Genomic DNA, 23,441 nt, shown 5'->3' on the forward strand with positions numbered 1-23,441 from the left:
GACTACAACAAATACCTGCCTTAGCTCAGCTAGACACCCTTGGCTGCAAGGATTACAAATTAGACAAGATTCTGCAAGTTTTGCTCCATTGAAAGTATGAATATTCAACTAGAGAAGGTTCCATTTAACATAATGGTGGTTATACGAAGTACACTTGTATATGAATATAAATTTCAAGCACTTAACAAAAAAAGAAAAATCTAAAAATGCACAAAAATCGGCTTTTGTAATAAGTTGGTGAGTTTTTAAGCGAATCTGTAACATTTCGCCAATAAAATTGACTAAAAAACGATCAATTTGGCAATCACTGCCCATTTCATACGGATCCAGGTTCCAAAACTATCCCCAATTGCTGGGGATAAAATTTAGGCTATTTTGTACGTTTTGGCTCACATCAATCTCGGCTCTTTGCTGCTATCCGGAATACTGGAATTTTACTATTATGAACTCATCGGGAACAGGAAGTTCCATATAAGAATAACAATAGATAAGCACAAGGACTGTAAGGTAGGACAGGAGTTATACCGAGCGAACCAATACGAAAAACCCCGGCAGGATGCCGGGGTTTTTTATTGAAAATTAAGAATTAGAGGCCATAATTTTATCGTAAGCATCCCATCCATATTTAGTTAGATTATATATCTGACCTTTAGTCCCTTTTGCTTCTACTAAGCCATAATTCAATAGTTCACCTAATGCTGCCATATATGTAGCTTCTTTTCTTGGAGTAGAAGTATCAAGATTTTCCCCTCCTACTTGAAAAAGCAAACCAGCCAAATGACGGATTTTCATAATACCTCCATCACTACTACCAGCTAACCGAATAATTTCAACTGCCTCACTACTTAAAGTTACAGAGGAATCCTTAGAAGCTTCCTGTGAGTTTGGAATAGAGGAAGAACAGGACAAAATATATTCATGTGTTGATAATAAATATGGCAACTGCTTATTTAATTTATCTTTAAATTCTTGTAGAGAAGAAAACTCTTCTATGCGACCTTTATTTTTCCATTCGTTTTTTTTGTTTATCAATAAATCATATTGATCTCTATCTACTGTCGAGTAATCAATTGGTGTTTTTGAAAAGTAAATCATTGTTGGCTTCCCTTCAGCCATATGACGCTCAATCTCTTCAACAGTCCCACTTTCATATCCACCTGTAGGTGTACCTATACGTGTCCAAAAAACTGCAATTAATAAATCGCAATCATTTAGTAAGCGCTTATTAATTAAAGCCTGTGCCCTATCACCCATTTCAGGAGCACCATGTGTTTCCCAACCAATGGGATTTAGAATCATGCTAGTATTTTTTGAATTAATATCATTCCAATTATAAATAGCTTTTCTTACTTCTTCGCGTTCTTGTAATACATCACCTGGGGAAGCAATCATTACAGGGATAACTGTTGCAATATAAGACATATTTACCTAAATTTTAGTAATTTTAAATACTTATAAGTTAGTTAGTAAATTTGAAAGACGCAATACTAAAATTTATATAAGCGACTTGGTATGTCGTTTAACTTAATTCTAATTTCTTAATATTTAGCTTAATCATCTTTTCGGTTAGCTTGAAATCCCCTTGTTTCCATCCAGAGATAACAGCCTGATTCATAGCGTCAGAACTAACGGTAGTCCAATCAATTGAATAGCCTAATTTGAATAAAATTTGCCCTAACATAAAACGTTGTGAGCGACCATTACCTTCTCTAAATGGGTGTATATAATTTAAAGTAACAAAAAACCTGGCTAAAAAAGCACAGATTAAATCCTTATTTTCTTTATTATCAATAAGATATTTAAAATTATTCTTTAAGCATGAAAATAATATTTCAGATAAAGGAGCTATATTTAGATATCGAAGAAATATACATTCACCTTTATATGTGTTTACCAGTCTTAATTGGCCAGCCCATGGATAAACATCTTGGAATAATTCGTAATGTATATTTTGTAGGTGTTGTAAATCAAAATCACCTAGAAAAATATCTATATTTTCTTGTAGCTTAGTATTTTGTAAAGCACTAAATGCTTTCTCAGCATCATTCAGATCTTTAGTATTAGAGATACCGAGATTGTTTTTTAAGACACCATTTTCATCACAAAATGGATCATCATAAAAATCTTCTTCTGTTAAATAATAATGTAGTTCATCATCAAAAAACATTTTTAGCGTACACGATACATTTCAATTAATGTATTTCTAGCTTGTTCAAATGTCTTAGAACCATTTACATACTCATGTATTGGTTGTAAACCCTTATTTGCTACGACCAAATTATCTACTGCAAAAGAAGCTTTTACGACTTGAAAAGCTTGAGTACGGCTGTCTCTCATACTAATAACTTTTTTCATAAAATTCTCACTTTAGATAAATCAGATTCACTCTCAGGATATAACATTTTTCTTTAAAGAAGAAATTAGATCCTCTATTTAACATAAAACCTGTTATACGAAGTCAAAAAAATAGCCCCATACCCATATGGGATAGGAGCTTTATGGCAAAAAATAGAGTGAATTCGATAAAAAATGAAATCCTCTAATTCTTGTTTTAATTATTTTTTTAACTAAGAATTAGAGGATTAATTTCTTTACCTCTGGAGTTTTATAATTATTGTTATAAGATTTATTAAATCACTTATTGCTCAAATAATCTTCACAATCTGATCATTCACTCATGGATAAGTGTGATGGAAATCACAAAATCAATCAGATCTAAAAATCACACAATTACACTATTTATGATGAGCGAATTGCTCTTTTAATTTTCTGCTCAGTCTTGTATTGCGACAAAGCATAGACCGCCCAGATGGCAGCCGGAATCCAACCTAGAACTGTAATCTGAAGTACCAAACAAATGATGCCTGCAAATGGTCGCCCTATGGTGAAAAACAGTAGCCAGGGAAAAAATAAGGCAATTAGTAATCTCATTTCAAATTCCTATGTATCTTTTCAAAAAATTAATAATTAAATGCGGGCAGATCAAACAGCTTACGATCTCTTTCATCCGTTAAATACTTATCCATCTGAGCAATCAGTTTTGCTCTGGCTTGTTCATCATCTTCGGTAATTTTTAACATGCAGGATCCGATTAAAATCTTACGTCTGGTATCGTTCTTTCTTGCCTGTTCTTTCTCTTTAGCACGTTCTCTTGCCAGTGCTGCCTGTCTTTGAGCCTTTAACTGCTTTAGCTTTTCTTCCTGTGCTTTGATTTTGCTGTCTAGTGTTTCAGTAACGCTCATTAATCCAATACCATCATCCTGGGAAACCATCCCTAACATAAGCGCACTTGAATCTGCATTCAAGGTGCTATATGTATAGTAATGTTTTCCTCGAAGAGCGCACTTATGCAAACTTCGTTTGCAAGTCCGATTGGGGTCTCCCCCAATACCCCGACAACCGTATTCACGGTTGTATTTCACTACGTGAAAATTTAAAAGCGAAAAATAGACATGGCGATTTACCACTTTTCAGTCAAAACCGTAGCACGATCCGCAGGGCGTTCCGCCACTGCTGCGATTGCCTATCGGGCAGGTGAAAAGATCTATTGTGAACGTGAAGGCCTAGAACATGACTACAGCCGAAAAACTGGTGTGGAATACAAAGAAATTTATTTACCCGAAGGCGCACCAGAGCATTTAAAGAATCGAGAAAAACTCTGGAACGAAGTTGAACAACGGGAAACCCGAAAAAACTCGACTGTAGCCAGGGAATTTGAAATTGCCTTTCCAAGTGAACTGAACCAAGAACAACGTCTGGCCATGCTCGAAGAATTATGTGCCAGCATCGTGGAAAGACATCAGGTAGCAGTCGATGCCTGTATTCATGCACCGCATACCGGATCCGGCAGTGATGAGCGCAATTATCACGCCCATATCCTGATGAGTACACGTAAACTTACGCCAGAAGGTTTTACCGAGAAAACCCGGGAACTGGATCAGAAACACAGTGGAGAAATCGAACACTGGCGGAAACACTTTGCCGATATCTGCAATATGCACCTGGACATGGCCGGATACACCGCCCGAGTCGACCACCGCAGCTACAAGGACCAGGAGAATGGTCTGGAAGCCACCCTGCACGAAGGGCCGAAAGTCACCGAACTGCGTAGAAGAGGCATCGAAACCGAAATCAGCCGTAGTAATGATGAAATCAAACAGAGAAATCAGGCGCAGCTGCAATACGGCAAAAATATGGACGTTCTAATTGCTGAAAATGAGATAAAACTCAGCACACTGAAAACTGAACAGCAGCCCCAAATCAAAAATAGCGCTAAAACGTCACCAATTGACGAAAAAGCCCTATTTGAGGAAAAACAGAGGGAAACCCTTGGTAAAGTGCTAAATCGCGAAATCAGCGCAAAAGACGCGAATCTAGACCTGGATTTTATGCAGCGCAATCTCAAACAAGCCGAAATAAACCTGACCAAGCACCACAAACATCAAAACGAGTTCAATCAGCAGCTTGCCCAGGAGATCGTGAAAAGCGGACTCAAGCAAAGTCATGACAAATTGCAAAGCCTGGTCGATCAACACAACGAATTAACCCAGAACAAACCCTTACTGTTTGGAAAAAAAGCCTGGGAAGCCCAACGTGATGAGATCTGCCAGGAACACAAAAAGCTGAAAGGTCAGCATGAACACCAGAAAAAACATGGTGTGAAGGATTTATTGGAGAATAAAAAGTTCAAAGAACATGCCTGGAAGCAGTACCAACAACAACATCCGGCCAAAGCCAAGCAATACCAGACTCTATACCCATCCTATCAAGTCATTAAAAAATGTGTGGATGAGATCAAAGCAGAACAACAGATGAAACTCAGACAACAACAACAGCTCAAAGCACAGCAACAAGCTCCTAAAATGAAATCTCGTGGCATGAGTCGCTAAACAGAGCGAGTGTCTACGAGCGAACTGAGAAAATTTGCCCATCCCTTTCCCTGATTACAAGCTCCCTATCCATCAATCACCTGCATGGCAGAGTATCCCGCATGGGTGCGAACTTTCCAAGTTTGATTCCTAAACCGAGCGTAGCGAGAAAAAAAAGTTGATGAGCGAAGCGAATTCCGAGTTGCTTTTGCTTTTTCTAAAAGTCACGAAAATATGAACCAAAAATTGCCCCAACGAATCGAGCGAAAGCGAGATTCAATAGAGTTTGAGCGAAGCGAAAACCAAGGGCAATTTTTTATGATTTGGGCTTTTAATTATTTTTAAGCTTTTAAATGCTTTTAGATAGCCTGTAAACCTGAATTTATAAGGCTTTGAGAGATTATAAAACGAGGTTTACCTTGCATTAAAACGAGGTTTACCTTGCATTAAAACGAGGTTTACCTTGCATTAAAACGAGGTTTACCTTGCATTAAGCGAGTTAATAATATAACCTCGTCTTATTGACTTAAAAATATAAATTTTTCATATGAAAACCGAACTAATTGTCAAAGATAACGCTTTAATTAATGCTAGTTATAACCTTGATCTAGTAGAACAACGATTAATTCTTTTAGCTATCGTTGAGGCCAGGGAGTCAGGTAAAGGGATAAATGCTAATGATCCATTAACAGTTCATGCTGAAAGTTATATCAATCAATTTGGTGTACATCGAAATACTGCTTATCAAGCCTTAAAAGATGCTTGCGATGACCTATTTGCAAGACAATTCAGTTATCAAAGTCTTAGTGAAAAAGGTAATGTCATTAATCACAAGTCAAGATGGGTAAGCGAGGTTGCTTATATTGATAATGAGGCTGTCGTTAGACTTATTTTTGCTCCTGCTATTGTGCCTTTAATAACTCGATTAGAAGAACAATTTACAAAGTATGAGATACAGCAAATAAGTAATTTAACGAGTGCTTATGCTGTTCGCTTATATGAAATATTGATTGCTTGGCGTAGTACCGGAAAAACGCCTCTTATAACTATCTACGATTTCAGACAAAAAATAGGTGTACTCGAGACTGAATACAAAAGGATGTACGATTTTAAGAAATATGTTTTAGACATTGCATTAAAGCAAGTAAATGAACATACCGATATTAATGTCAAAGTTGAACAACATAAAACCGGCAGATCCATTACGGGCTTTTCATTTAGCTTCAAACAGAAAAAGTCTACAGCCAATGACATAAGTCAGGACAAAGAGCTAAAAATCAATTTGACTGATGCACAACGATATTTATTTGCTAGTAAATTATCAGAACTTCCTGAGATGGCTAAACTTTCACAAGGTAATGAAAGCTATGAACAGTTTGCTGCTCGGATTGTAACCATGCTACAAGAGCCAAATAAATTAAAAGAATTTATGCCATTACTTCGAAAAGTCGGCTTTCAATGAATGATGTCAATTGACATAGTAAAGTTAACAATCAACTATTAACACTATTTGAAAACTGGTTTACATAATGAAAAAACTGTCAGTTTCAGAACTAGCGAAATTATATGGATATTCAAGACAAGCTGTATATGCCCATATAAAGAAAGGAAATTTATCAAAAGGATCGGATGGATTAATTGACTTTTCAGAAGCCTTGAGAGTTTTTGGGGAACCACAAAAAAGCAATTCTAGTGTCAACCAAAGTCAATCAACTAGTAGGCATAACTTAACAGAAGTTGACTCGCTAAAACGTCAAGTTGACATGCTGGAAAAACAATTAAATCAGGCAATACAGAGAGAAAATCAATCATTAGAACGTGAATCGTTTTATCAAGAACAGATTGAAGCCATGCAGCGCTTACTGGAAGCTCCAAAAGCCAATATGACTACGTTTACCGATCATAAATCTGAACAGGATATAGCAACAGATTCTCGGCCACAGACTGAATCGAACTATGACGGATTGACTACTCCAGAGAACAAACGCATCCCTGTTCCTGAACATATTGAGCCTACACCTAAAAAGAGGGGCTTCCTGAGCCGTTTTTTCCTTCCTTATGGTTAGCTAGGACTCCAATTTTTTGATGAGCCAATTTCAGTGCAGGCGCATGAAATAATGACTCACCAAAAACCCGGATGAGGTTTATTAAAATTAAACAAAATCGTGGAACATTGCTTGTTTATTGATCGTGGAACATGAAAAATCATAAAAAAAGCCCGAACAGGGATGTTCGGGCTATCAACTAGAAACTACAGCATTGAATTTTCAAGAGAATTATAACGCATTTCGTATAAGGTGTATTATGTTAATTTTAATTATTCTACATAGTTACATCTGTGCCTTATCTTCCCAAAATTTTGCTTTATCTAAATTTTTTTCTACACCTATTCCATATCGATACATAAATTCAAGATCCCTCATAGCCTCTTTACTGCCAAGAGACGCAGCTTTTTTAAATAAATATAATGCCTTAGCAGTATCTTCAGTAACTCCCTCACCATTACGATATAAATTAGCTAAACCCACCATAGAATCAGTATGATTTAAGTCAGATCCTTTTGAGAACCACACAAAAGCTTTCTTATAATGTTCTTCAGCATCAGTTGGGTCCATATCTTCAACTAAACCAGCGTATGTCGCATACCCATCACCAAGCCAATACATTGCATCGATATTGCCACTTTCCGCTGACTTAATAGCCCAGCTTTCGGCTTGAGCTTCATCTTCTTCAATACCGTAACCATGTATATATACATCGGCTAATTCTAATTGTGCTGATGAATCACCATTTTCAGCCTTTGTTAATAACTCATTTGAAAATGTTGGATTTGCCAAAGTTTCCATAGAAAAGATCAGTCCTAGAGCAATAGATGCAAGTTTGAAAAATTTCATTTTATGCCTTCAAATCAAAGTTATATTTAATTCGTTATGTTATTAATAATACTTTATTAAGATGAAAAATTAGAGTGATTTAACATAATGGCGATTATACGAAATTTTTAAATTTCTTTAATTATCATAAGGATAATCTCATTTTTTAAATTTCGTATAACGTGCAGAATGTTAATTTTAGGGAATCTAAACGTTTCTTACTTATTTAAATTTTGGAAAAATGTAGGCTATTTATGTCATTTGACTTCGTAAAAATCTTTAAAGAAATTGATCTTCATAAAAATGATCTAGATATTGATAATTTCATGACAACGATCATCAATCATTGTCATGAAATGCAGCCAAACAAAAGTTGGGACCTATTCAAAGAATTAGATTACACAACAGAAGTTAAAAGTTTAGCAGCCCACGTAATTGACTCTTTAGAAAAAGAGGCTTCTCCCTTTATTGAGCAAGGGTTTTGGTTTGGTCTTTCTGATAATGGATATCTATATTTTGCAGTATCAGATCAATACATTGCAGAAGAAGATAACTTAGATTGGATGTCTGAAGCTAGAACATACTATCCTGAGCAAGGCGCTTTTAGCTCTGAAATTTTACGATCTATTGAAGATTTAGCAGATGAAACAGAACTGGATAATTATGCTGAATATCCTTTGTTCTTAGCTTATGCACTTAAACTGGCACAAGCGTCAATGAATCATTATAAAACCGCTTACCCAGAAAGAAAGGTTGGGTACTCTATTGGATATGATTCAGGAGATTTTATTACTGGAGGATGGATCTAATCCTCCCATTTAACATAATGGCTGTTATACGCACTAAAAAAACCTGGGCACCAACCCAGGTCTAAAATTTAAAAAACAGATAAATATCAGTGCAATAAACTCATTTTTCTAATTTCGCATAACGTGTATTATGTTAATTTTAGGGAAATTTAAGAATCTCTATGCAATGGTTTATTCAATATTCTTTGATTTCTTATCTTTTAGGTTAATCAGAAATAGCCAATAACATAAGCCAGGAAATAGAGCCATAAAGATAGTCCATGTATCTGTATACATCTTCCACCACTCTTTCGAAATTTCTCCTGTGTGACTCCATCCAAAAAGAATAAAAAATGGAGTAGCAATAATTATAGAGGCAATACAGATAGTTAATAAATTAAGACTGTTATAACGATTTAAAAGAATTGAGAATATGAAGCTGAAAGGTACAGTCAAAATACAATAAGCCAAGTAGACAAGACCGTGCCCTACAAGAACCACTAAAATCGAGTATAGGCTGTATTCCTGATTCATTACGATAAACAGGACTGCTGTGAAAAAAAGTAGTGGTAAAGGAGAAAGTAAGAGAGCTTTTACTATTTTTTCATTTGAGTATTTCACTAATTTAATTCTCTTATCTACTCAATAAATAATAATACTATAACGATTTTATTGGAGGTTTTTTGATTCTATTTAACATAATGGCGGTTATACGAAATAAAAAAACCTAGGCACTGGCCTAAATCTTAAATTTTAAATTTTAAATCTTAAATCTTAAAAAAAATATAAAAATTAAGGGTATAGCCTCAATTTTTCAACTTCGCATAACATGTATTATGTTAATTTTAGAAAATCTTAATTTTTGAATATTTTGGAGCATCCATTTTTATGAATCAATTGGAGTTAATCCTTAAAACCTTTCATGAATATGAGTTTAAGGAAGGTTTAGATGATTTATTTTATTTGTGTGGTAACTTTCTTAAAGAAATAGATCCAAAGATTAAGCTCGAATATAGACAAGATATAGCTTTCTTCAAAGCTCTAAAAATCCTGTTAGAAAGTGGTGATATTTCTTTATTTTATAATTTGAATTATGAAGGGCCATCTAGAGATGGAGAGTTACTGCTTGGAAGCCCCCAAGAACAAATTGAACAGCTACAACAAGTTTGGATTGGTAGCTTCGCTATCCATCAAATGGATCAAAAAAATAACTATTTAGGGTGGTATTTCTTGATACATTGTCCTTACGCATTAGCTCATAAACTCTATGATGAAGATGGAAAATTCGTTCGTTGGTTATATACAGACTAGCTTTCTTAAGGCTTATACATTTCGCTAGTCTTCATTAACATCGCAACAACTAAGTAATGTATTCAATACAAATGCTTCATTAACTACACCATCTAGGCCCTCATACTCAAAGTCGTAAATACCTTTAACAAGAACATTTAATTTATTTTGTCTGCTTAGAAAAAAGCTTAAACCTGTTACATCTACAGGATGGTGGGCCCCACCTAAATATATCGAACCACTTAAATCACCTTGAGTAAAAGTCAAAAACTTATTAATCAATAAGCAAAGTTTAGTTGATGGTAAGTCAATATCATCTAAGCAAATTATTGGACTTACGATCTCATCTTGGTAGATAAATGGTTCCATAAAAATATGGATAGATATTTCAGAATCAGAAGAACTAAAAATAATTGCATGTTTCGCAACTAAGTTTTTTGTATTGAATTTTTCCATATATATTTGATATGAATGAAAATTATTGATCTTATTTTACATCAATATCTTTTAATTAATAATGGTGGAATTTTTAACTAATTCTCAAGCCATTTAACATAATGGCTGTTATAAGAAATGAAAAAAACTAGACCGAAGTCTGGGCTTTAAGTTTTAAAAAACACATAAAAATTAATGGCATAGTTTCATTTTTTAACTTCGCATAACGTGTATTATATTAATTTTAGTTTTTCTTCACTTTAAAACGAATGTCTAAATACACTAGAGAATGGTTCTATGAATATGAAAACTGAACCTTGGATTGAGGATAGTGATCCCTTAAAGCCCTATTATGGGAAATTAAGTAATCAGGAATATACCGATATTTCTAATATATTTATTTTATGGATTAATCATAATAATTATATCAATCCTTCAGTAATTTCTAAAAATAGAAAATTAAATTTATTAGATTATTCAAGTAAATACAACGAAAAATGTAATCAAGACTTATACGAACTGCTATGTGAGAGCCTAAAGCAAACAGATGGATATCTCTATTGGCTACCTATAAACAATGCAAAAAATGAAAATACCTTTGCCGCATATTCTCCAGCAATGATTGCTAAGACTCCAATAGAAGCCAAGTATTTAGATTATGCTTCTCGCTCTTTTCTGCAAATGCAAAATGGTGGATATGCAATTATTGAAAGCAATCTAAATTTTATAGCCCTGGTTGTTGATGGCTACTATATGCAGGTAGCATTACATTCAAACTTTATGAATGAGCAATTTCAAGAATATCTCGATAGTTGGAACGAGATCGAAAAAAACCTTGATGAAACTACAGCACAATGCCTTTCACAAGCTTATTTCATACAGTAGAAATTAGAGAGGAATGAAGTATGTAAGTACCTCATTTAACATAATGGTGGTTATACGAAACGCCTTTTTAAATAGTATTATTTATCAAATAGTTAACTCAATAAATCCAAAACCCCAAAGATCAAAAAACACACGTTTTAACAACTCGTGTGTTTTTTAAGCAACTTTGTAATCTTTCGCCAGTAAAATCGGTTAAAAAATACTCAATTCTGGCATTTTCCCAATGTTCTCAACTCTTCCAGGGCGAAAACTATCCCCAATTTCTGTGGATGAAATTTAGGCTATTTTGTACGCCCTGGCGCACATCAATATCGGCCCTTTGCGGCTAGCTGCCGTACTGGAATTTTCATATGATTGAATGGTCAGGAACAGGAAGTTCCACATAATTAAAAATAAGCACCAGGATGGCGCTATATAAGACACGCAAGAGCACAGAGACCTAATGTTCCAATGAAAAACCCCGGCAGGATGCCGGGGTTTTTTATTGTCTAAATTTCTTAAATTAAAGTTGGATGGGCATCTAGAATACGAATTAAAGTTGCTGCAGGGCCAGTCGGATAGCGACGGCCTTGTTCCCAGTTTTGTAGGGTTCTAGCACTGATATGCAAACGTGCAGCAAATTCAGCTTGAGTCAAACCTGTCTTCTCACGTACTTCCTTAATATCCGGCAATTCAAGCTCAGTTACTCGGCTTGCTTCCATTTCATTACGTTTGATGGCACCAGCTTGTTTGATTGAAGCAACCAGGTCATCAAATAAGTTGTTATCCATGAAATTGCTCCTTCACTAATTGACGCAAAATAGAGGTCTCTTTATCTGTCAGGTTATCTTTCACAGACTTTGGATAAGCCACTAGGAAAAATATCTGATCATCTTCTGTGACCCAGTAATAGATCACACGGATACCGCCACTTTTACCTTTATTACCTTGAGCACAGCGTACTTTACGAATGCCACCGCCATTCTTGATTAAGTCACCTTTATCAGGCTGTACCAAGAGATCTTGCTGGAGCTGACGATACTCCTCATCATTTACAAGCTCTTTGATTTGCTTGGTAAAAATACTAGTTTCAATGAATAACATAGGTTGAGATACGTCAATGGCGTATAAGAATGTTAGCAGTTCTAAAACAAAAAGACGAGAACTATGAAATCTCGTTTTTGTGTAATCTGTATTATATTAATTTGAAATGAAACTTTATTATTATATTTTTAAGGGGAATAAATTATGAGTAATTATATAGACTGCTCATGTAACGGAGATAATGAAAATTGCTTTAGATGTTATGGCTCAGGACGAATTAATCTGAATGAATTAGACCCAATATTACCTATAAAAATTTTGCAAAATCCAAAATTGGAACTTGAAAAAAATTTCAATCATGAAACTTATGTAGTGACTAAAGATGAAAATGGAGAAAAACAAAAAAAAATATTAGTTCAATGTAAAATTTGTGCAAATCAAATCGAAAAAGATATTTTCAAAGAGCATTTAATTACATGTAAAAAAAATAAAATTCCTCTAAAAAAACCTATATATAATGAAAAAAAAGAATTTTGGATAAAAAATAGAAGGGGAAAGCTAGTCTGTATTGTTATATGTAATATATGCAATAGAAGAGTGAATAAAGAAAATCTAAAAAGACATATGCTAAAAGTACACTTCCAAGTTAAACATTTAAATAAAAGTAGCCTACAAGTTTCTTCAGAACAATATGATGATGTTATTCAAGATAGAATGAATGACGATGCTACAAAATTATATGCACATTCCTATAGAGAGAATGGACGGTTTGGATCTCACCCAGAACATGATGATCATGAATAAGATTTCTACTAAGCTCTATAATATATTTTCTGTTCAATAATTTTTAACGTGGATGCCGCTCTACAAGGTTTTTTAGCCAATTTTAAGAAAGGCTTATTAGAAGAATTTATTAACTTTTTAGACGTATGGTTTCTGAGTTAGAAAGTCGCTGTATTGATTTTATCAAATTTTTCAGTAACTTCCGAATCCTAATGTTTCGCTTTATGGCAAAAAATAGAGTGAACTCGATAAAAAATGAAACCCTCTAATTCTTGTTTTAATTATTTTTCTAACTAAGAATTAAAGGGTTAATTTCTTTACCTCTGGAGTTTTATAATTATTGTTATAAAATTTATTAAATCACTTATTGCTCAAATAATCTTCACAATCTGATCATTCACTTATGGATAAGTGTGATGGAAATCACAAAAGCGATCAGATCTAAAAATCGCACAATTAAACTATTTATGATGAGCGAATTGCTCTTTTAATTTTCTGATCAGTCTTGTATTGCGACAAAGCATAGACCGCCCAGATAGCAGCCGGGATCCAACCTAAAACTGTAATCTGGAGTAGCAAACAAATGATGCCGGCAAATGGTCGTCCTATAGTGAAAAACAGCAGCCAGGGAAAAATTAAGGCAATTAGCAATCTCATTTCAAATTCCTATGTATCTTTTCAAAAAATTAATAATTAATTGCCGACAGATCAAATAGCTTACGATCTCTTTCATCCGTTAAATACTTATCCATCTGAGCAATCAGTTTTGCTCTAGCTTGTTCATCATCTTCGGTAATTTTCAACATGCAGGATCCGATTAAAATCTTTCGTCTGGTATCGTCCTTTCGTGCCTGCTCTTTCTCTTTGGCACGTTCTCTTGCCAGTGCTGCCTGTCTTTGAGCCTTTAACTGCTTTAGCTTTTCTTCCTGGGCTTTAATTTTGCTGTCTAGTGTTTCAGTAACGCTCATTAATCCAATACCATCATCCTGGGAAACCATCCCTAACATAAGCGCACTTGAATCTGTATTCAAGGTGCTATATGTATAGTAATGTTTTCCTCGAAGAGCGCACTTATGCAAACTTCGTTTGCAAGTCCGATTGGGGTCTCCCCAATACCCCGACAACCGTAGACACGGTTGTATTTCACTACGTGAAAATTTAAAAGCGAAAAATAGGCATGGCGATTTACCACTTTTCAGTCAAAACCGTAGCACGATCAGCAGGGCGTTCCGCCACTGCTGCGATTGCCTATCGGGCAGGTGAAAAGATCTATTGCGAACGTGAAGGCCGAGAACATGACTACAGCCGAAAAACCGGTGTGGAATACAAAGAAATTTATTTACCAGAAGGCGCACCAGAGCATTTAAAGAATCGAGAAAAACTCTGGAACGAAGTTGAACAACGGGAAACCCGAAAAAACTCGACTGTAGCCAGGGAATTTGAAATTGCCTTTCCAAGTGAACTGAACCAAGAACAACGTCTGGCCATGCTCGAAGAATTATGTGCCAGCATCGTGGAAAGACATCAGGTAGCAGTCGATGCCTGTATTCATGCACCGCATACCGGATCCGGCAGTGATGAGCGCAATTATCACGCCCATATCCTGATGAGTACACGTAAACTTACGCCAGAAGGTTTTACCGAGAAAACCCGGGAACTGGATCAGAAACACAGTGGAGAAATCGAACACTGGCGGAAACACTTTGCCGATATCTGCAATATGCACCTGGACATGGCCGGATACACCGCCCGAGTCGACCACCGCAGCTACAAGGACCAGGAGAATGGTCTGGAAGCCACCCTGCACGAAGGGCCGAAAGTCACCGAACTGCGTAGAAGAGGCATCGAAACCGAAATCAGCCGTAGTAATGATGAAATCAAACAGAGAAATCAGGCGCAGCTGCAATACGGCAAAAATATGGACGTTCTAATTGCTGAAAATGAGATAAAACTCAGCACACTGAAAACTGAACAGCAGCCCCAAATCAAAAATAGCGCTAAAACGTCACCAATTGACGAAAAAGCCCTATTTGAGGAAAAACAGAGGGAAACCCTTGGTAAAGTGCTAAATCGCGAAATCAGCGCAAAAGACGCGAATCTAGACCTGGATTTTATGCAGCGCAATCTCAAACAAGCCGAAATAAACCTGACCAAGCACCACAAACATCAAAACGAGTTCAATCAGCAGCTTGCCCAGGAGATCGTGAAAAGCGGACTCAAGCAAAGTCATGACAAATTGCAAAGCCTGGTCGATCAACACAACGAATTAACCCAGAACAAACCCTTACTGTTTGGAAAAAAAGCCTGGGAAGCCCAACGTGATGAGATCTGCCAGGAACACAAAAAGCTGAAAGGTCAGCATGAACACCAGAAAAAACATGGTGTGAAGGATTTATTGGAGAATAAAAAGTTCAAAGAACATGCCTGGAAGCAGTACCAACAACAACATCCGGCCAAAGCCAAGCAATACCAGACTCTATACCCATCCTATCAAGTCATTAAAAAATGTGTGGATGAGATCAAAGCAGAACAACAGATGAAACTCAGACAAGAACAACAGCTCAAAGCACAGCAGCATGCGCCTAAAATGAAATCTCGTGGCATGAGTCGCTAAACAGAGCGAGTGTCTACGAGCGAACTGAGAAAATTTGCCCATCCCTTTCCATGATTACAAGCTCCCTATCCATCAATCACCTGCATAGCAGAGCATCCCGAATGGGTGCGAACTTTCCAAGCTTGATTCCTAAACCGAGCGTAGCGAGAAAAAAAGCTCATGAGCGAAGCGAATTCCGAGTTGCTTTTGCTTTTTTTAAAAGTCACGAAAATATGAACCAAAAATTGCCCCGACGAATCGAGCGAAAGCGAGATTCAATAGAGTTTGAGCGAAGCGAAAACCAAGGGCAATTTTTTATATTTTGGGTTTTTAATTATTTTAAGCTTTTAAATGCTTTTAGAGAGGCTCAAGTCTTTGTAAATAAAGGCTTCTAGAGCTTATATGACTACGTTTACCTACCAATATGACTACGTTTACCTACCAATATGACTACGTTTACCTACCAATATGACTACGTTTACCTACCAATAATCTACATTATTTTTTTTGTAGATTTAACTACGTTTACCTTGCATTAATCTACATATTTATTATTATAGATTTATATTCATAAGTAATAATGTAGATAAATAGAATGCGGGACTTAGTAGTTAAAGACAATGCATTAATTAATGCGAGTTATAACTTAGACTTAGTAGAACAACGTTTGATCTTATTAGCCATCGTCGAAGCAAGAGATAGTGGTCGGGGAATCAATGCAAATGACCCTTTAGAAGTCCATGCTGAGAGTTATGTAAATCAATTTAATGTTGCAAGACAAACAGCTTACCAAGCGTTAAAAGATGCCTGTAAAGATCTATTTGTACGTCAATTTAGCTATCAAGAAATTAATAAAAGAGGAAATGTAGAGAATGTTTTAAGTCGTTGGGTCAGCGAAATTAGATATATCGACGATGAAGCTACAGTAAAGTTAATATTTGCCCCTGCAATCGTGCCACTTATTACACGTTTAGAAGAACAATTTACTAAATATGAGTTACAACAGATTAGTAATCTCAGCAGCGCTTATGCTGTGCGATTATATGAATTATTAATTGCTTGGCGCAGTACGGGTCAAACTCCTATTATTGAACTTGCAGAGTTCAGACAAAAAATAGGCGTTCTTGATGATGAATATACAAGAATGGGAAATTTTAAAGATCGAGTATTAAATTTAGCTATTGCTCAAATTAATGAACATACGGATATTAACGTCCAATGTCAGCAACATAAAAAGGGACGTAATATTTCTGGTTTTTCATTCACCTTTAAACTGAAAAAAGTCGTTATAGCTCATACTAAAGAGCAAACTGCTCTTGAGATTTTCTCAAAATTTACCGATGCACAGTGTCATCTTTTTGCCAGTAAATTATCTGAGCTTCCAGATATGAATAAATATTCTCAAGGTACTGAAAGCTACTCACAATTTGCAGTTCGAATTTCTGAAATGCTACGAGATCCACAAAAATTTGAAGAACTACTCCCCTATCTAAAGAAAGTAGGCTTTAATACAAAATAAACTTCATGTTCAGATTGGATGTTCACACGAACATCCTTGTACACGCACTGAGGGATTACATTGAACACAACAAAATTCAGCGTCATGGACGCAAGTAAAGCCTTTAAAAAATCACGTACAACAATATATGAGGCTTTAAAAAATGGTGAATTATCAAGAGATCATGATGGTCTTATAGACTTATCGGAACTTATTAGAGTTTATGGCAATCCAATCAGTGTTCAGTCCAGTACACGCACTGAACAAGTTCAGAAGGATGTACAGGTACACATTCAATCTGAAGTTGAAAATGTATTAAAAGATCAGATTTCTTTACTCAAAAATCAGTTAGATTTAGCAAATCAAAGAGAAAAGTCTTTGATGCAACATATTGAAGATCTTACTCACAGAATTGAGTTTAAAGGCACCTTAGAACAGCCAAAACAAGAAAATATTAATCAGCTAAATGAATCTACTAATTCGAATATAGCAACAGATCCTCGGTCACAGGATGAATCAAACTATGACGGATTGACTACTCCTGAGAACAAACGGATCCCTATCCCTGAACATATTGAGCCTGAACCTAAAAAAAGGGGCTTCCTGAGCCGTTTCTTCCTTCCTTATGGTTAGCCAGCACTCCACTTTTTTGATGAGCCAATTTCATTGCCAGCAATGAAATAATGACTCCTCAAAAAACCGGATGATGTTTATTAAAACTGAATAAAATCGTGGAACACTAAAAAAGATAAAAAAAGCCCGAACAGGGATGTTCGGGCTATCAACTAGAAACTACAGCATTGAATTTTCAAGACAATTATAACGCATTTCGTATAAGGTGTATTATGTTAATTTTAGAAAAAACTTAAAATTATCTATTAAAGAATCATATATTTTTGGATTACTTATAAGTGAAATAGCACCTATATAGTGCAGGCTTAGCTAGAAAAACTATAACACTCTAAGAAAGTATGGGTTTTTATGTACAAGGCAATTTCATGAGAAGCTAGATGATAAAATTCGAGGCTCCCCAATTTTGTAAATCAAATATATGCAAAATAATGTGAGTAAGCCGGCAGTACCAGCATTAACACTGGCTGCACTAGGAGTAGTATTCGGCGATATAGGAACGAGTCCATTATATGCATTAAAAGAAAGCTTTCATGCGACACGCGGGCTACCTATTAATGAACTTAATATCCTGGGAATTCTCTCTTTAATCTTTTGGACCATTACCTTAATTGTTTCGCTTAAATATGTTTTGGTGATCATGAGAGCTGATAACAATGGTGAAGGGGGTATCATGGCATTACTCGCCTTAAACCTTAGGCAAAAAGGATTGTCCCGTGGAAAAAGACTGGCAATCATTATCTTAGGTTTCATTGGAGCATCCTTATTCTTCGGTGACGGTATCATCACCCCTGCTATTTCTGTTTTATCTGCAGTTGAGGGACTTTCTGTTGCTGCCCCGTCATTTGATCGCTTCATTATTCCAATCAGTATTGGAATTCTTATAGCTCTCTTTGCCGTTCAAAAACATGGGACTGCAATGATGGGGAAGTTTTTTGGTCCTATTACCCTGTTATGGTTCCTATCTATTGGTGCCATTGGCATTATGAGTATTATTCAAAGTCCATTTGTTCTTGCATTATTCAGCCCACACTGGGCTTTTTTATTCGTTATTAACAATCCTCTTATTTCATTTTTTGTGATGGGAGCTGTGGTTTTAACAGTAACAGGTGGTGAAGCCTTATATGCGGATATGGGACATTTTGGTATTTTACCGATCAAGTTAGGCTGGTTTTTAATTGTACTGCCATGTCTGATGCTGAATTATGCTGGACAAGGAGCATTACTGTTAAGAGATCCTTCGGCTATCACCAATCCTTTTTACCTGCTTCTGCCTTCAGCCCTTCTATATCCTATGATTATTCTGGCTACTGCAGCTGCAGTGATTGCCTCACAGGCTTTAATCAGTGGGGTATTCTCTATGGCTAAACAGGCAATACAGTTGGGATATCTACCTAGGCTTACAGTTTTACATACCTCCGCTTCGGAAATTGGACAAATTTATATTCCATTACTGAACTGGCTCCTGTTTATCTCTATCACCATCTTGATCTTAATATTTGAAAGTAGCAGCAAGTTGGCAGGTGCTTATGGTCTGGCCGTCACTGTGACCATGTTCTGTGACACACTGTTAGTAGCTTTTCTGGCTTATAGTTACTGGAAATGGAAAACATGGAAAGTCTTACTGTTCATTATTCCATTCGCCTTTATTGATCTGGTTTTGCTGAGTTCAAACCTATTAAAAGTACTGATTGGAGGCTGGGTACCAGTCGTTATTGCGGTTATTGTTTTTACCCTCATGATGACCTGGAAAAAAGGCAGAGAGATTCTTCAGGACAAACTGCAGAAGGACACGCTTCCACTGAATGTGTTTCTTGAGCACCTTGAACAGGCAGGTCAGAAAGTGAGTGGAAATGCCGTATTTTTAACTGGAACGCCTCAAGTCGTACCCCATGCGCTTTTACATAATCTAAAGCATAATAAAGTTCTGCATGAACGTAATTTTTTGGTGACAATCAAGACTTCTGAAATCCCGTATGTTGATGAAGCTAAGCGAATCGTTACTGAAGTACTAGAGAATGGTTTTTTCAGAATAACGATCCATTATGGATTTAAAGAAGAGCCTAATGTGCCTCATTCATTGAAACAAGCTTTTTCAGTACTGGATCTTGAGTATGACTTAATGAATATCAGCTTCTTTGTTTCTAGAGAAAGATTAATTCCAAGTCTGTCCAGCAAGATGTCTACATGGCGTGAAAAGTTATTTGTCGCAATGCAAAAAAATACCAGCCCTGTCAGTGATTTTTATAAAATCCCTTCTAACCGGGTGGTAGAGCTAGGTAGTCAGATTGAAATTTAAGAATTTCTAAAATGAATAGGCACCTTTAAATAAGGGTGTCTATCTGATCAGAATAAATCTTTTACTTTAATTTTCCAATAGTTGACCAATCTCTAAAGCTGAATAACCACGTTCTTTAAAGATCAAAATAATTGCTTTTTTATAATCTTCAGAAGTAGAGGTCTTATATTTTGTTATAAGTTGAATTTCAGAATTAAGCTGAAGGTCATTTTTTATCGTCAACACTTCCGTAGAGACTTTATTAAAAATCTTGAAATTAAACATACAGGCGCTCTTTATCAATATTATAGCGGCCCGACTACAACAAATACCTGCCTTAGCTCAGCTAGACACCCTTGGCTGCAAGGATTACAAATTAGACAAGATTCTGCAAGTTTTGCTCCATTGAAAGTATGAATATTCAACTAAAGAAGGTTCCATTTAACATAATGGCGGTTATACGAAGTCGACTTGTAATGCAATTTGCATTACAGTACTCTTAGCACATTAAATAACTGGGAGATATGATGGCTACTGTTAACTTCAGGGTCGATGAAGCCCTTAAAGAAAAATCCTATTCCATCCTTAAAGAACAAGGTATTGCACCTACAGATTTCTTTACTAGTATTCTTGAGTATGTTGCTACGACTGGGAAACTACCTGTCAAAAAAGCTTTGCTTTCAGAAGAAGATGAAGAATTATTAGCTCTTGTCCGTAAGCGCATTAATGACCCTAAAGAGATGTTTGAGGAAGTCACATTAGATGACTTATAAGCTTTTACGTCACAAAGACTTTACAGCAGAATGGGAAAAACTCCCTGTTGCTATACGAGATCAATTTAAGAAGAAACTAGCCAAAGTCATAGAGCAGCCACATATTCCAAAGAATATGCTGAGAGGCGATCTTGCAGGTTGCTATAAAATTAAATTATTAAAAGCTGGTGTCAGACTTGTCTATCAATTTAAAGATGATCAGGTAGTTATCTTGCTCATCACAGTCGGGAAACGAGCTGATAGCATAGTTTATGAAGAAGCTAAAAAGCGCATTAAAGACTAAAAATGGGAGCTTATAGCTCCCATTTTTGCATTCGTATAAGGTGTATTATGTTAATTTTAAGAAAACTAAATAATTTAACCTTAAATATTTTTCATATCAGATTAACTCAAAGGAATAGATTTAAATGGACTAACTCCGTAAGTTAAAGTTTTTTGATTGATTTAATAAATTCAATAAATTGCGGCGAAAAATCTTTAAATAAAGGAATATCTTTATTTTCTAATAACACTTCTCCCATAAGCTTTAATCCTACGGCAAAAGATTTCATTGATTCTTCATCTATAATTTTTTTCTGCTGCAATTTTTCTAAAACTTTGAAAATATCATCGTGATTATAAGCAGTAAAAACAAGATCTTCAGTGTAAGTTGAAGGCTGTCCTTTTGGATCGACAAGATGCTTTACACTAATTTGATATTTATGTTGTTTCATCGGACTACCTCATTTTTAAGACAGCTAATATCAACAGCAGCTTGATCAATGCTCTTAGCAATTTGATGAATTGTTTCTTCAGTCAGTGCATTATTTTTTAATTTAAGTCGCAATGATGTTTTTAAGTTTGCCATTGCACGATAGATATCTAGATATTGATCATTATTTTGAATTTCACGTCGCGTCTCTAAGCGGCCAAGGATATGTTCTAAATGCTCTCTTTGACCATTTAAATGGTTAATACCAGTCACTGTAATCTTGTACTGCTTACGGTCACCATCAGGTTTTTCAATAGAAACAAATTGCATGTCTTCAAGATAAGATAAGGTTGGGTAAATTGTGCCTGTACTTGGGCTATATCCACCACCTACCAACTCACCAATGCTTTTAATAATTTCGTAACCGTATCTAGGCGCTTGTTCAATTAAAGAAAGCACTAGCAATTTCATATGGCCAGATTCAAATAAACGGCTTTTACGTGATGGCGTATCTGAATTTATCAGCAAAGAGTCAGTTGTTTCATTCATAAGTTGGTATATCTAAGATTTATTAAGATATATCTTAATAAATCTTAGATATATTTTCAATTCTTTTATTTATCCCCGCATTTAACATGATGGTTGTTATGCGAAATTCCTAGCATATTCATCTTTTGTCTTATATCTTTATTTTTACCAATAGGTAAAATATATTCATAACTTACATCGAAAAGTAGGTAATTAAGAAAAAAATTACAGCGTTTTATAAGCCTTATAGTAACGGGAGAGACTATAGGGCTTTTTATTTATCTTAATATTCATATATCTATGATGAAGCCATGATGCTCGGCGATATAAAAAACCGGCTTGAGAATAGATCGGTCTTTTATGATATTTGCTAAAATGCTCTTTTAAAATATAAAAAACTAAGCGTGTATAGCACTGGGTCTAGGTGTTCTTTGGGCTTAGTTATTAGCGTTATTTAAATAAGTATAAGTCAATTTTTACCTAATGGATTTGCTTTTCAACTAGTTCCAATTTGTTTAATGCTTGCCCTTTTTTATGATCATTATTAATCTTTACAACTAGAGCTAAAATAAAAACCATCACTATAAAAACAAGGAAAATCAAATGCTTTTTCATCATTAATCCCTTCTTTTGATCTTTAAGAATGCCTTGTTCCTTTGTAAATAGATATGACATAAGGGAAGCACTGATACAAGCCTTTTTAAATGACTTTAGCAACTCGATAAACAGTTGCAACTCCACAATTCACTGCTTTGGCAATTTCTTCCTTAGTCATATTGCCAGCTGCTAGTAATTCTTTTATTCGTTTGTGCTTAGCCTCATTGGCTTTCTTACCTGTTGGCTTGTAACCCGAACGTGCCAGGCCCTGCTTAATACGTTCTATACGTTTCTCATTGTCTAGGCGAGCCATTGTTGCCAGGAGATCAATCAACATATTATTAATGAGTTCTAGGATTGAATGAGTAATGGTGTCACTGGTTTGAATCATTTGGTAGGTAGTAGGAAGATCTGCCACAATTAATCGAAGTCCTTTCTCTTGAATCCTGCGCTTCAGCTCTTGAAAATCTCGTTGGGTTAGGCGTGATAAGCGGTCAATACTTTCAACTAACAAGGTGTCACCTTGATTTGCTTCTGACAGCAGCTTATTCAATTCAGGTCGGTCTAACTTCGTACCACTATAGTTTTCCACGTACACAATGGTTTCACCCAAATTCAAGTTTTGGTTTAGATCCTGAAGAATCTGCAAAGCCCTTTTTGCATCTTGATCTTTAGTTGAAGCTCGTAGATAAATACGTGTATTCATTTCTATCATTTAATCTTAATTCTATTAGATTAATGATAACAACATCATTTAATTATTGCATTAAGTCTAATGATAGATATTGTATGCGATTTGGCTCGCTATCATTCAGCTATACTCTTTTGATAAAAAAAGCATAACTAAAAGCCATGCCTTGGGAATTCGTATAACGTGTATTATGTTAATTTAAGAAATATTGAATAAT

At 35.5% G+C, this 23,441-nt stretch carries 30 protein-coding genes; 14 read left to right on the forward strand and 16 right to left on the reverse strand.

Features of this window, described 5'->3' with window-relative positions:
- Window positions 1-579 precede the first annotated feature (579 nt).
- The 5 genes from AC1IR0_RS15070 to AC1IR0_RS15090 all read right to left on the reverse strand — a co-directional run bounded on the left by AC1IR0_RS15070 (window position 580) and on the right by AC1IR0_RS15090 (window position 3,242).
- Window positions 580-1,422, reverse strand: coding sequence for a DUF4062 domain-containing protein (locus AC1IR0_RS15070; RefSeq protein ID WP_479741529.1), 843 nt, complete (start codon window positions 1,420-1,422; stop codon window positions 580-582).
- A 97-nt stretch (window positions 1,423-1,519) separates the two neighbouring features.
- The gene (locus AC1IR0_RS15075) at window positions 1,520-2,167 is read right to left on the reverse strand and encodes a Fic/DOC family protein (RefSeq protein ID WP_479741530.1); all 648 of its coding nucleotides are present in this window, start codon (window positions 2,165-2,167) and stop codon (window positions 1,520-1,522) included.
- Window positions 2,168-2,169: 2 nt separating this feature from the next.
- On the reverse strand, window positions 2,170-2,355 hold the full coding sequence (locus AC1IR0_RS15080; RefSeq protein ID WP_479741531.1) for a hypothetical protein: 186 nt from the start codon (window positions 2,353-2,355) through the stop codon (window positions 2,170-2,172).
- Window positions 2,356-2,739: 384 nt separating this feature from the next.
- Window positions 2,740-2,931, reverse strand: a complete 192-nt coding sequence (locus AC1IR0_RS15085; protein ID WP_479741532.1) for a YqaE/Pmp3 family membrane protein — start codon at window positions 2,929-2,931, stop codon at window positions 2,740-2,742.
- Between the two features lie 29 nt (window positions 2,932-2,960).
- Window positions 2,961-3,242 (reverse strand): mobilization protein, encoded by a 282-nt coding sequence (locus AC1IR0_RS15090; RefSeq protein ID WP_479741539.1) that lies wholly within the window; start codon window positions 3,240-3,242, stop codon window positions 2,961-2,963.
- A 210-nt stretch (window positions 3,243-3,452) separates the two neighbouring features.
- Here AC1IR0_RS15090 and mobQ (AC1IR0_RS15095) point away from each other — a divergent pair, with 210 nt between their 5' ends.
- The 3 genes from mobQ (AC1IR0_RS15095) (at window position 3,453) to AC1IR0_RS15105 (ending at window position 6,934) form a co-directional block, all read left to right on the forward strand.
- The gene (mobQ, locus tag AC1IR0_RS15095) at window positions 3,453-4,889 is read left to right on the forward strand and encodes a MobQ family relaxase (RefSeq protein WP_479741533.1); all 1,437 of its coding nucleotides are present in this window, start codon (window positions 3,453-3,455) and stop codon (window positions 4,887-4,889) included.
- Window positions 4,890-5,415: 526 nt separating this feature from the next.
- Window positions 5,416-6,330 (forward strand): replication initiation protein RepM, encoded by a 915-nt coding sequence (gene repM / locus AC1IR0_RS15100; protein ID WP_159373046.1) that lies wholly within the window; start codon window positions 5,416-5,418, stop codon window positions 6,328-6,330.
- A 67-nt stretch (window positions 6,331-6,397) separates the two neighbouring features.
- Complete coding sequence (locus AC1IR0_RS15105; protein ID WP_159373047.1) at window positions 6,398-6,934, forward strand: plasmid replication DNA-binding protein; 537 nt, start codon at window positions 6,398-6,400, stop codon at window positions 6,932-6,934.
- Window positions 6,935-7,198: 264 nt separating this feature from the next.
- Here the strand turns inward: AC1IR0_RS15105 and AC1IR0_RS15110 are convergent, their stop codons facing one another.
- A complete protein-coding gene (locus AC1IR0_RS15110) occupies window positions 7,199-7,714 on the reverse strand; it encodes a tetratricopeptide repeat protein (RefSeq protein ID WP_035341500.1) in 516 nt (171 codons plus the stop codon).
- A 281-nt stretch (window positions 7,715-7,995) separates the two neighbouring features.
- Here AC1IR0_RS15110 and AC1IR0_RS15115 point away from each other — a divergent pair, with 281 nt between their 5' ends.
- A complete protein-coding gene (locus AC1IR0_RS15115) occupies window positions 7,996-8,550 on the forward strand; it encodes a hypothetical protein (RefSeq protein ID WP_004734496.1) in 555 nt (184 codons plus the stop codon).
- 171 nt (window positions 8,551-8,721) lie between these two features.
- On the opposite strand, the gene AC1IR0_RS15120 is transcribed toward AC1IR0_RS15115, so the two are convergent.
- Complete coding sequence (locus AC1IR0_RS15120) at window positions 8,722-9,150, reverse strand: hypothetical protein (protein ID WP_000877730.1); 429 nt, start codon at window positions 9,148-9,150, stop codon at window positions 8,722-8,724.
- A 267-nt stretch (window positions 9,151-9,417) separates the two neighbouring features.
- On the opposite strand from AC1IR0_RS15120, the gene AC1IR0_RS15125 reads away from it, so the two are divergent.
- Window positions 9,418-9,840 (forward strand): hypothetical protein, encoded by a 423-nt coding sequence (locus AC1IR0_RS15125; protein WP_004733142.1) that lies wholly within the window; start codon window positions 9,418-9,420, stop codon window positions 9,838-9,840.
- Between the two features lie 24 nt (window positions 9,841-9,864).
- Here the strand turns inward: AC1IR0_RS15125 and AC1IR0_RS15130 are convergent, their stop codons facing one another.
- Entirely contained in the window at window positions 9,865-10,275 is a 411-nt protein-coding gene (locus tag AC1IR0_RS15130) for a hypothetical protein (RefSeq protein WP_004733143.1), read from the reverse strand.
- 276 nt (window positions 10,276-10,551) lie between these two features.
- On the opposite strand from AC1IR0_RS15130, the gene AC1IR0_RS15135 reads away from it, so the two are divergent.
- Window positions 10,552-11,139: a hypothetical protein gene (locus tag AC1IR0_RS15135; protein WP_004733144.1), complete on the forward strand. Its 588-nt coding sequence runs from the start codon at window positions 10,552-10,554 to the stop codon at window positions 11,137-11,139.
- Window positions 11,140-11,636: 497 nt separating this feature from the next.
- Here the strand turns inward: AC1IR0_RS15135 and nadS are convergent, their stop codons facing one another.
- Both nadS and AC1IR0_RS15145 read right to left on the reverse strand, forming a co-directional pair.
- A complete protein-coding gene (gene nadS, locus AC1IR0_RS15140; protein WP_479741534.1) occupies window positions 11,637-11,909 on the reverse strand; it encodes a NadS family protein in 273 nt (90 codons plus the stop codon).
- Window positions 11,902-12,222, reverse strand: coding sequence for a type II toxin-antitoxin system RelE/ParE family toxin (locus tag AC1IR0_RS15145; RefSeq protein ID WP_005404023.1), 321 nt, complete (start codon window positions 12,220-12,222; stop codon window positions 11,902-11,904). Before AC1IR0_RS15145 ends, nadS begins: the two co-directional genes overlap by 8 nt.
- 144 nt (window positions 12,223-12,366) lie before the next feature.
- Here AC1IR0_RS15145 and AC1IR0_RS15150 point away from each other — a divergent pair, with 144 nt between their 5' ends.
- Window positions 12,367-12,966: a hypothetical protein gene (locus AC1IR0_RS15150; protein ID WP_479741535.1), complete on the forward strand. Its 600-nt coding sequence runs from the start codon at window positions 12,367-12,369 to the stop codon at window positions 12,964-12,966.
- A gap of 444 nt (window positions 12,967-13,410) precedes the next feature.
- On the opposite strand, the gene AC1IR0_RS15155 is transcribed toward AC1IR0_RS15150, so the two are convergent.
- Together AC1IR0_RS15155 and AC1IR0_RS15160 are read right to left on the reverse strand one after the other, a co-directional pair.
- Complete coding sequence (locus AC1IR0_RS15155; RefSeq protein WP_004282089.1) at window positions 13,411-13,602, reverse strand: YqaE/Pmp3 family membrane protein; 192 nt, start codon at window positions 13,600-13,602, stop codon at window positions 13,411-13,413.
- Window positions 13,603-13,631: 29 nt separating this feature from the next.
- Window positions 13,632-13,913 carry a mobilization protein gene (locus AC1IR0_RS15160; RefSeq protein ID WP_479741540.1) on the reverse strand — a complete coding sequence of 94 codons (282 nt, stop codon included), beginning with the start codon at window positions 13,911-13,913 and terminating at the stop codon, window positions 13,632-13,634.
- A gap of 209 nt (window positions 13,914-14,122) precedes the next feature.
- Between AC1IR0_RS15160 and mobQ (AC1IR0_RS15165) the strand changes: the two genes are divergently transcribed.
- From mobQ (AC1IR0_RS15165) to AC1IR0_RS15185, 5 genes are all read left to right on the forward strand, one after another.
- Entirely contained in the window at window positions 14,123-15,559 is a 1,437-nt protein-coding gene (gene mobQ, locus AC1IR0_RS15165) for a MobQ family relaxase (protein ID WP_479741536.1), read from the forward strand.
- Window positions 15,560-15,660: 101 nt separating this feature from the next.
- Entirely contained in the window at window positions 15,661-15,933 is a 273-nt protein-coding gene (locus AC1IR0_RS15170) for a hypothetical protein (RefSeq protein ID WP_479741537.1), read from the forward strand.
- A 200-nt stretch (window positions 15,934-16,133) separates the two neighbouring features.
- A complete protein-coding gene (repM, locus tag AC1IR0_RS15175) occupies window positions 16,134-17,057 on the forward strand; it encodes a replication initiation protein RepM (RefSeq protein ID WP_004811812.1) in 924 nt (307 codons plus the stop codon).
- Window positions 17,058-17,117: 60 nt separating this feature from the next.
- Window positions 17,118-17,669: a plasmid replication DNA-binding protein gene (locus AC1IR0_RS15180; protein ID WP_479741538.1), complete on the forward strand. Its 552-nt coding sequence runs from the start codon at window positions 17,118-17,120 to the stop codon at window positions 17,667-17,669.
- Between the two features lie 418 nt (window positions 17,670-18,087).
- Complete coding sequence (locus AC1IR0_RS15185; RefSeq protein ID WP_419670534.1) at window positions 18,088-19,965, forward strand: potassium transporter Kup; 1,878 nt, start codon at window positions 18,088-18,090, stop codon at window positions 19,963-19,965.
- Between the two features lie 66 nt (window positions 19,966-20,031).
- Here AC1IR0_RS15185 and AC1IR0_RS15190 read toward each other — a convergent pair whose 3' ends face one another.
- Window positions 20,032-20,229: a hypothetical protein gene (locus AC1IR0_RS15190; RefSeq protein ID WP_004282105.1), complete on the reverse strand. Its 198-nt coding sequence runs from the start codon at window positions 20,227-20,229 to the stop codon at window positions 20,032-20,034.
- Between the two features lie 242 nt (window positions 20,230-20,471).
- Here AC1IR0_RS15190 and AC1IR0_RS15195 point away from each other — a divergent pair, with 242 nt between their 5' ends.
- Together AC1IR0_RS15195 and AC1IR0_RS15200 are read left to right on the forward strand one after the other, a co-directional pair.
- The gene (locus AC1IR0_RS15195) at window positions 20,472-20,717 is read left to right on the forward strand and encodes a type II toxin-antitoxin system RelB/DinJ family antitoxin (RefSeq protein ID WP_000246756.1); all 246 of its coding nucleotides are present in this window, start codon (window positions 20,472-20,474) and stop codon (window positions 20,715-20,717) included.
- Window positions 20,707-21,000 (forward strand): type II toxin-antitoxin system RelE family toxin, encoded by a 294-nt coding sequence (locus AC1IR0_RS15200; RefSeq protein ID WP_005254654.1) that lies wholly within the window; start codon window positions 20,707-20,709, stop codon window positions 20,998-21,000. The genes AC1IR0_RS15195 and AC1IR0_RS15200 overlap by 11 nt, the downstream gene beginning before the upstream one ends.
- 142 nt (window positions 21,001-21,142) lie before the next feature.
- Here AC1IR0_RS15200 and AC1IR0_RS15205 read toward each other — a convergent pair whose 3' ends face one another.
- The 3 genes from AC1IR0_RS15205 to AC1IR0_RS15215 all read right to left on the reverse strand — a co-directional run bounded on the left by AC1IR0_RS15205 (window position 21,143) and on the right by AC1IR0_RS15215 (window position 23,248).
- Window positions 21,143-21,430 carry a DUF3861 domain-containing protein gene (locus AC1IR0_RS15205; protein WP_005015460.1) on the reverse strand — a complete coding sequence of 96 codons (288 nt, stop codon included), beginning with the start codon at window positions 21,428-21,430 and terminating at the stop codon, window positions 21,143-21,145.
- Window positions 21,427-21,957: a PadR family transcriptional regulator gene (locus AC1IR0_RS15210; protein WP_005254570.1), complete on the reverse strand. Its 531-nt coding sequence runs from the start codon at window positions 21,955-21,957 to the stop codon at window positions 21,427-21,429. The genes AC1IR0_RS15205 and AC1IR0_RS15210 overlap by 4 nt, the downstream gene beginning before the upstream one ends.
- A gap of 679 nt (window positions 21,958-22,636) precedes the next feature.
- Window positions 22,637-23,248 (reverse strand): recombinase family protein, encoded by a 612-nt coding sequence (locus AC1IR0_RS15215; protein ID WP_004811709.1) that lies wholly within the window; start codon window positions 23,246-23,248, stop codon window positions 22,637-22,639.
- Window positions 23,249-23,441 lie beyond the last annotated feature (193 nt).

The organism is Acinetobacter sp. 129952 (genome assembly GCF_056642055.1).

Bases quoted from the DNA above. Each gene is read 5' to 3' on its own strand.
- repM (WP_004811812.1), top strand. From the start codon at position 16,134: ATGCGGGACTTAGTAGTTAAAGACAATGCATTAATTAATGCGAGTTAT.
- AC1IR0_RS15160 (WP_479741540.1), bottom strand. From the start codon at position 13,913: ATGAGCGTTACTGAAACACTAGACAGCAAAATTAAAGCCCAGGAAGAA.
- AC1IR0_RS15090 (WP_479741539.1), bottom strand. From the start codon at position 3,242: ATGAGCGTTACTGAAACACTAGACAGCAAAATCAAAGCACAGGAAGAA.
- AC1IR0_RS15155 (WP_004282089.1), bottom strand. From the start codon at position 13,602: ATGAGATTGCTAATTGCCTTAATTTTTCCCTGGCTGCTGTTTTTCACT.
- AC1IR0_RS15080 (WP_479741531.1), bottom strand. From the start codon at position 2,355: ATGAAAAAAGTTATTAGTATGAGAGACAGCCGTACTCAAGCTTTTCAA.
- AC1IR0_RS15185 (WP_419670534.1), top strand. From the start codon at position 18,088: ATGCAAAATAATGTGAGTAAGCCGGCAGTACCAGCATTAACACTGGCT.
- repM (WP_159373046.1), top strand. From the start codon at position 5,416: ATGAAAACCGAACTAATTGTCAAAGATAACGCTTTAATTAATGCTAGT.
- AC1IR0_RS15190 (WP_004282105.1), bottom strand. From the start codon at position 20,229: ATGTTTAATTTCAAGATTTTTAATAAAGTCTCTACGGAAGTGTTGACG.
- AC1IR0_RS15105 (WP_159373047.1), top strand. From the start codon at position 6,398: ATGAAAAAACTGTCAGTTTCAGAACTAGCGAAATTATATGGATATTCA.
- AC1IR0_RS15145 (WP_005404023.1), bottom strand. From the start codon at position 12,222: ATGTTATTCATTGAAACTAGTATTTTTACCAAGCAAATCAAAGAGCTT.
- AC1IR0_RS15215 (WP_004811709.1), bottom strand. From the start codon at position 23,248: ATGATAGAAATGAATACACGTATTTATCTACGAGCTTCAACTAAAGAT.
- AC1IR0_RS15085 (WP_479741532.1), bottom strand. From the start codon at position 2,931: ATGAGATTACTAATTGCCTTATTTTTTCCCTGGCTACTGTTTTTCACC.
- nadS (WP_479741534.1), bottom strand. From the start codon at position 11,909: ATGGATAACAACTTATTTGATGACCTGGTTGCTTCAATCAAACAAGCT.
- mobQ (WP_479741536.1), top strand. From the start codon at position 14,123: ATGGCGATTTACCACTTTTCAGTCAAAACCGTAGCACGATCAGCAGGG.
- AC1IR0_RS15150 (WP_479741535.1), top strand. From the start codon at position 12,367: ATGAGTAATTATATAGACTGCTCATGTAACGGAGATAATGAAAATTGC.
- AC1IR0_RS15170 (WP_479741537.1), top strand. From the start codon at position 15,661: ATGGGTGCGAACTTTCCAAGCTTGATTCCTAAACCGAGCGTAGCGAGA.
- AC1IR0_RS15205 (WP_005015460.1), bottom strand. From the start codon at position 21,430: ATGAAACAACATAAATATCAAATTAGTGTAAAGCATCTTGTCGATCCA.
- AC1IR0_RS15210 (WP_005254570.1), bottom strand. From the start codon at position 21,957: ATGAATGAAACAACTGACTCTTTGCTGATAAATTCAGATACGCCATCA.
- mobQ (WP_479741533.1), top strand. From the start codon at position 3,453: ATGGCGATTTACCACTTTTCAGTCAAAACCGTAGCACGATCCGCAGGG.
- AC1IR0_RS15195 (WP_000246756.1), top strand. From the start codon at position 20,472: ATGGCTACTGTTAACTTCAGGGTCGATGAAGCCCTTAAAGAAAAATCC.
- AC1IR0_RS15125 (WP_004733142.1), top strand. From the start codon at position 9,418: ATGAATCAATTGGAGTTAATCCTTAAAACCTTTCATGAATATGAGTTT.
- AC1IR0_RS15130 (WP_004733143.1), bottom strand. From the start codon at position 10,275: ATGGAAAAATTCAATACAAAAAACTTAGTTGCGAAACATGCAATTATT.
- AC1IR0_RS15200 (WP_005254654.1), top strand. From the start codon at position 20,707: ATGACTTATAAGCTTTTACGTCACAAAGACTTTACAGCAGAATGGGAA.
- AC1IR0_RS15070 (WP_479741529.1), bottom strand. From the start codon at position 1,422: ATGTCTTATATTGCAACAGTTATCCCTGTAATGATTGCTTCCCCAGGT.
- AC1IR0_RS15075 (WP_479741530.1), bottom strand. From the start codon at position 2,167: ATGTTTTTTGATGATGAACTACATTATTATTTAACAGAAGAAGATTTT.
- AC1IR0_RS15115 (WP_004734496.1), top strand. From the start codon at position 7,996: ATGTCATTTGACTTCGTAAAAATCTTTAAAGAAATTGATCTTCATAAA.
- AC1IR0_RS15135 (WP_004733144.1), top strand. From the start codon at position 10,552: ATGAATATGAAAACTGAACCTTGGATTGAGGATAGTGATCCCTTAAAG.
- AC1IR0_RS15110 (WP_035341500.1), bottom strand. From the start codon at position 7,714: ATGGAAACTTTGGCAAATCCAACATTTTCAAATGAGTTATTAACAAAG.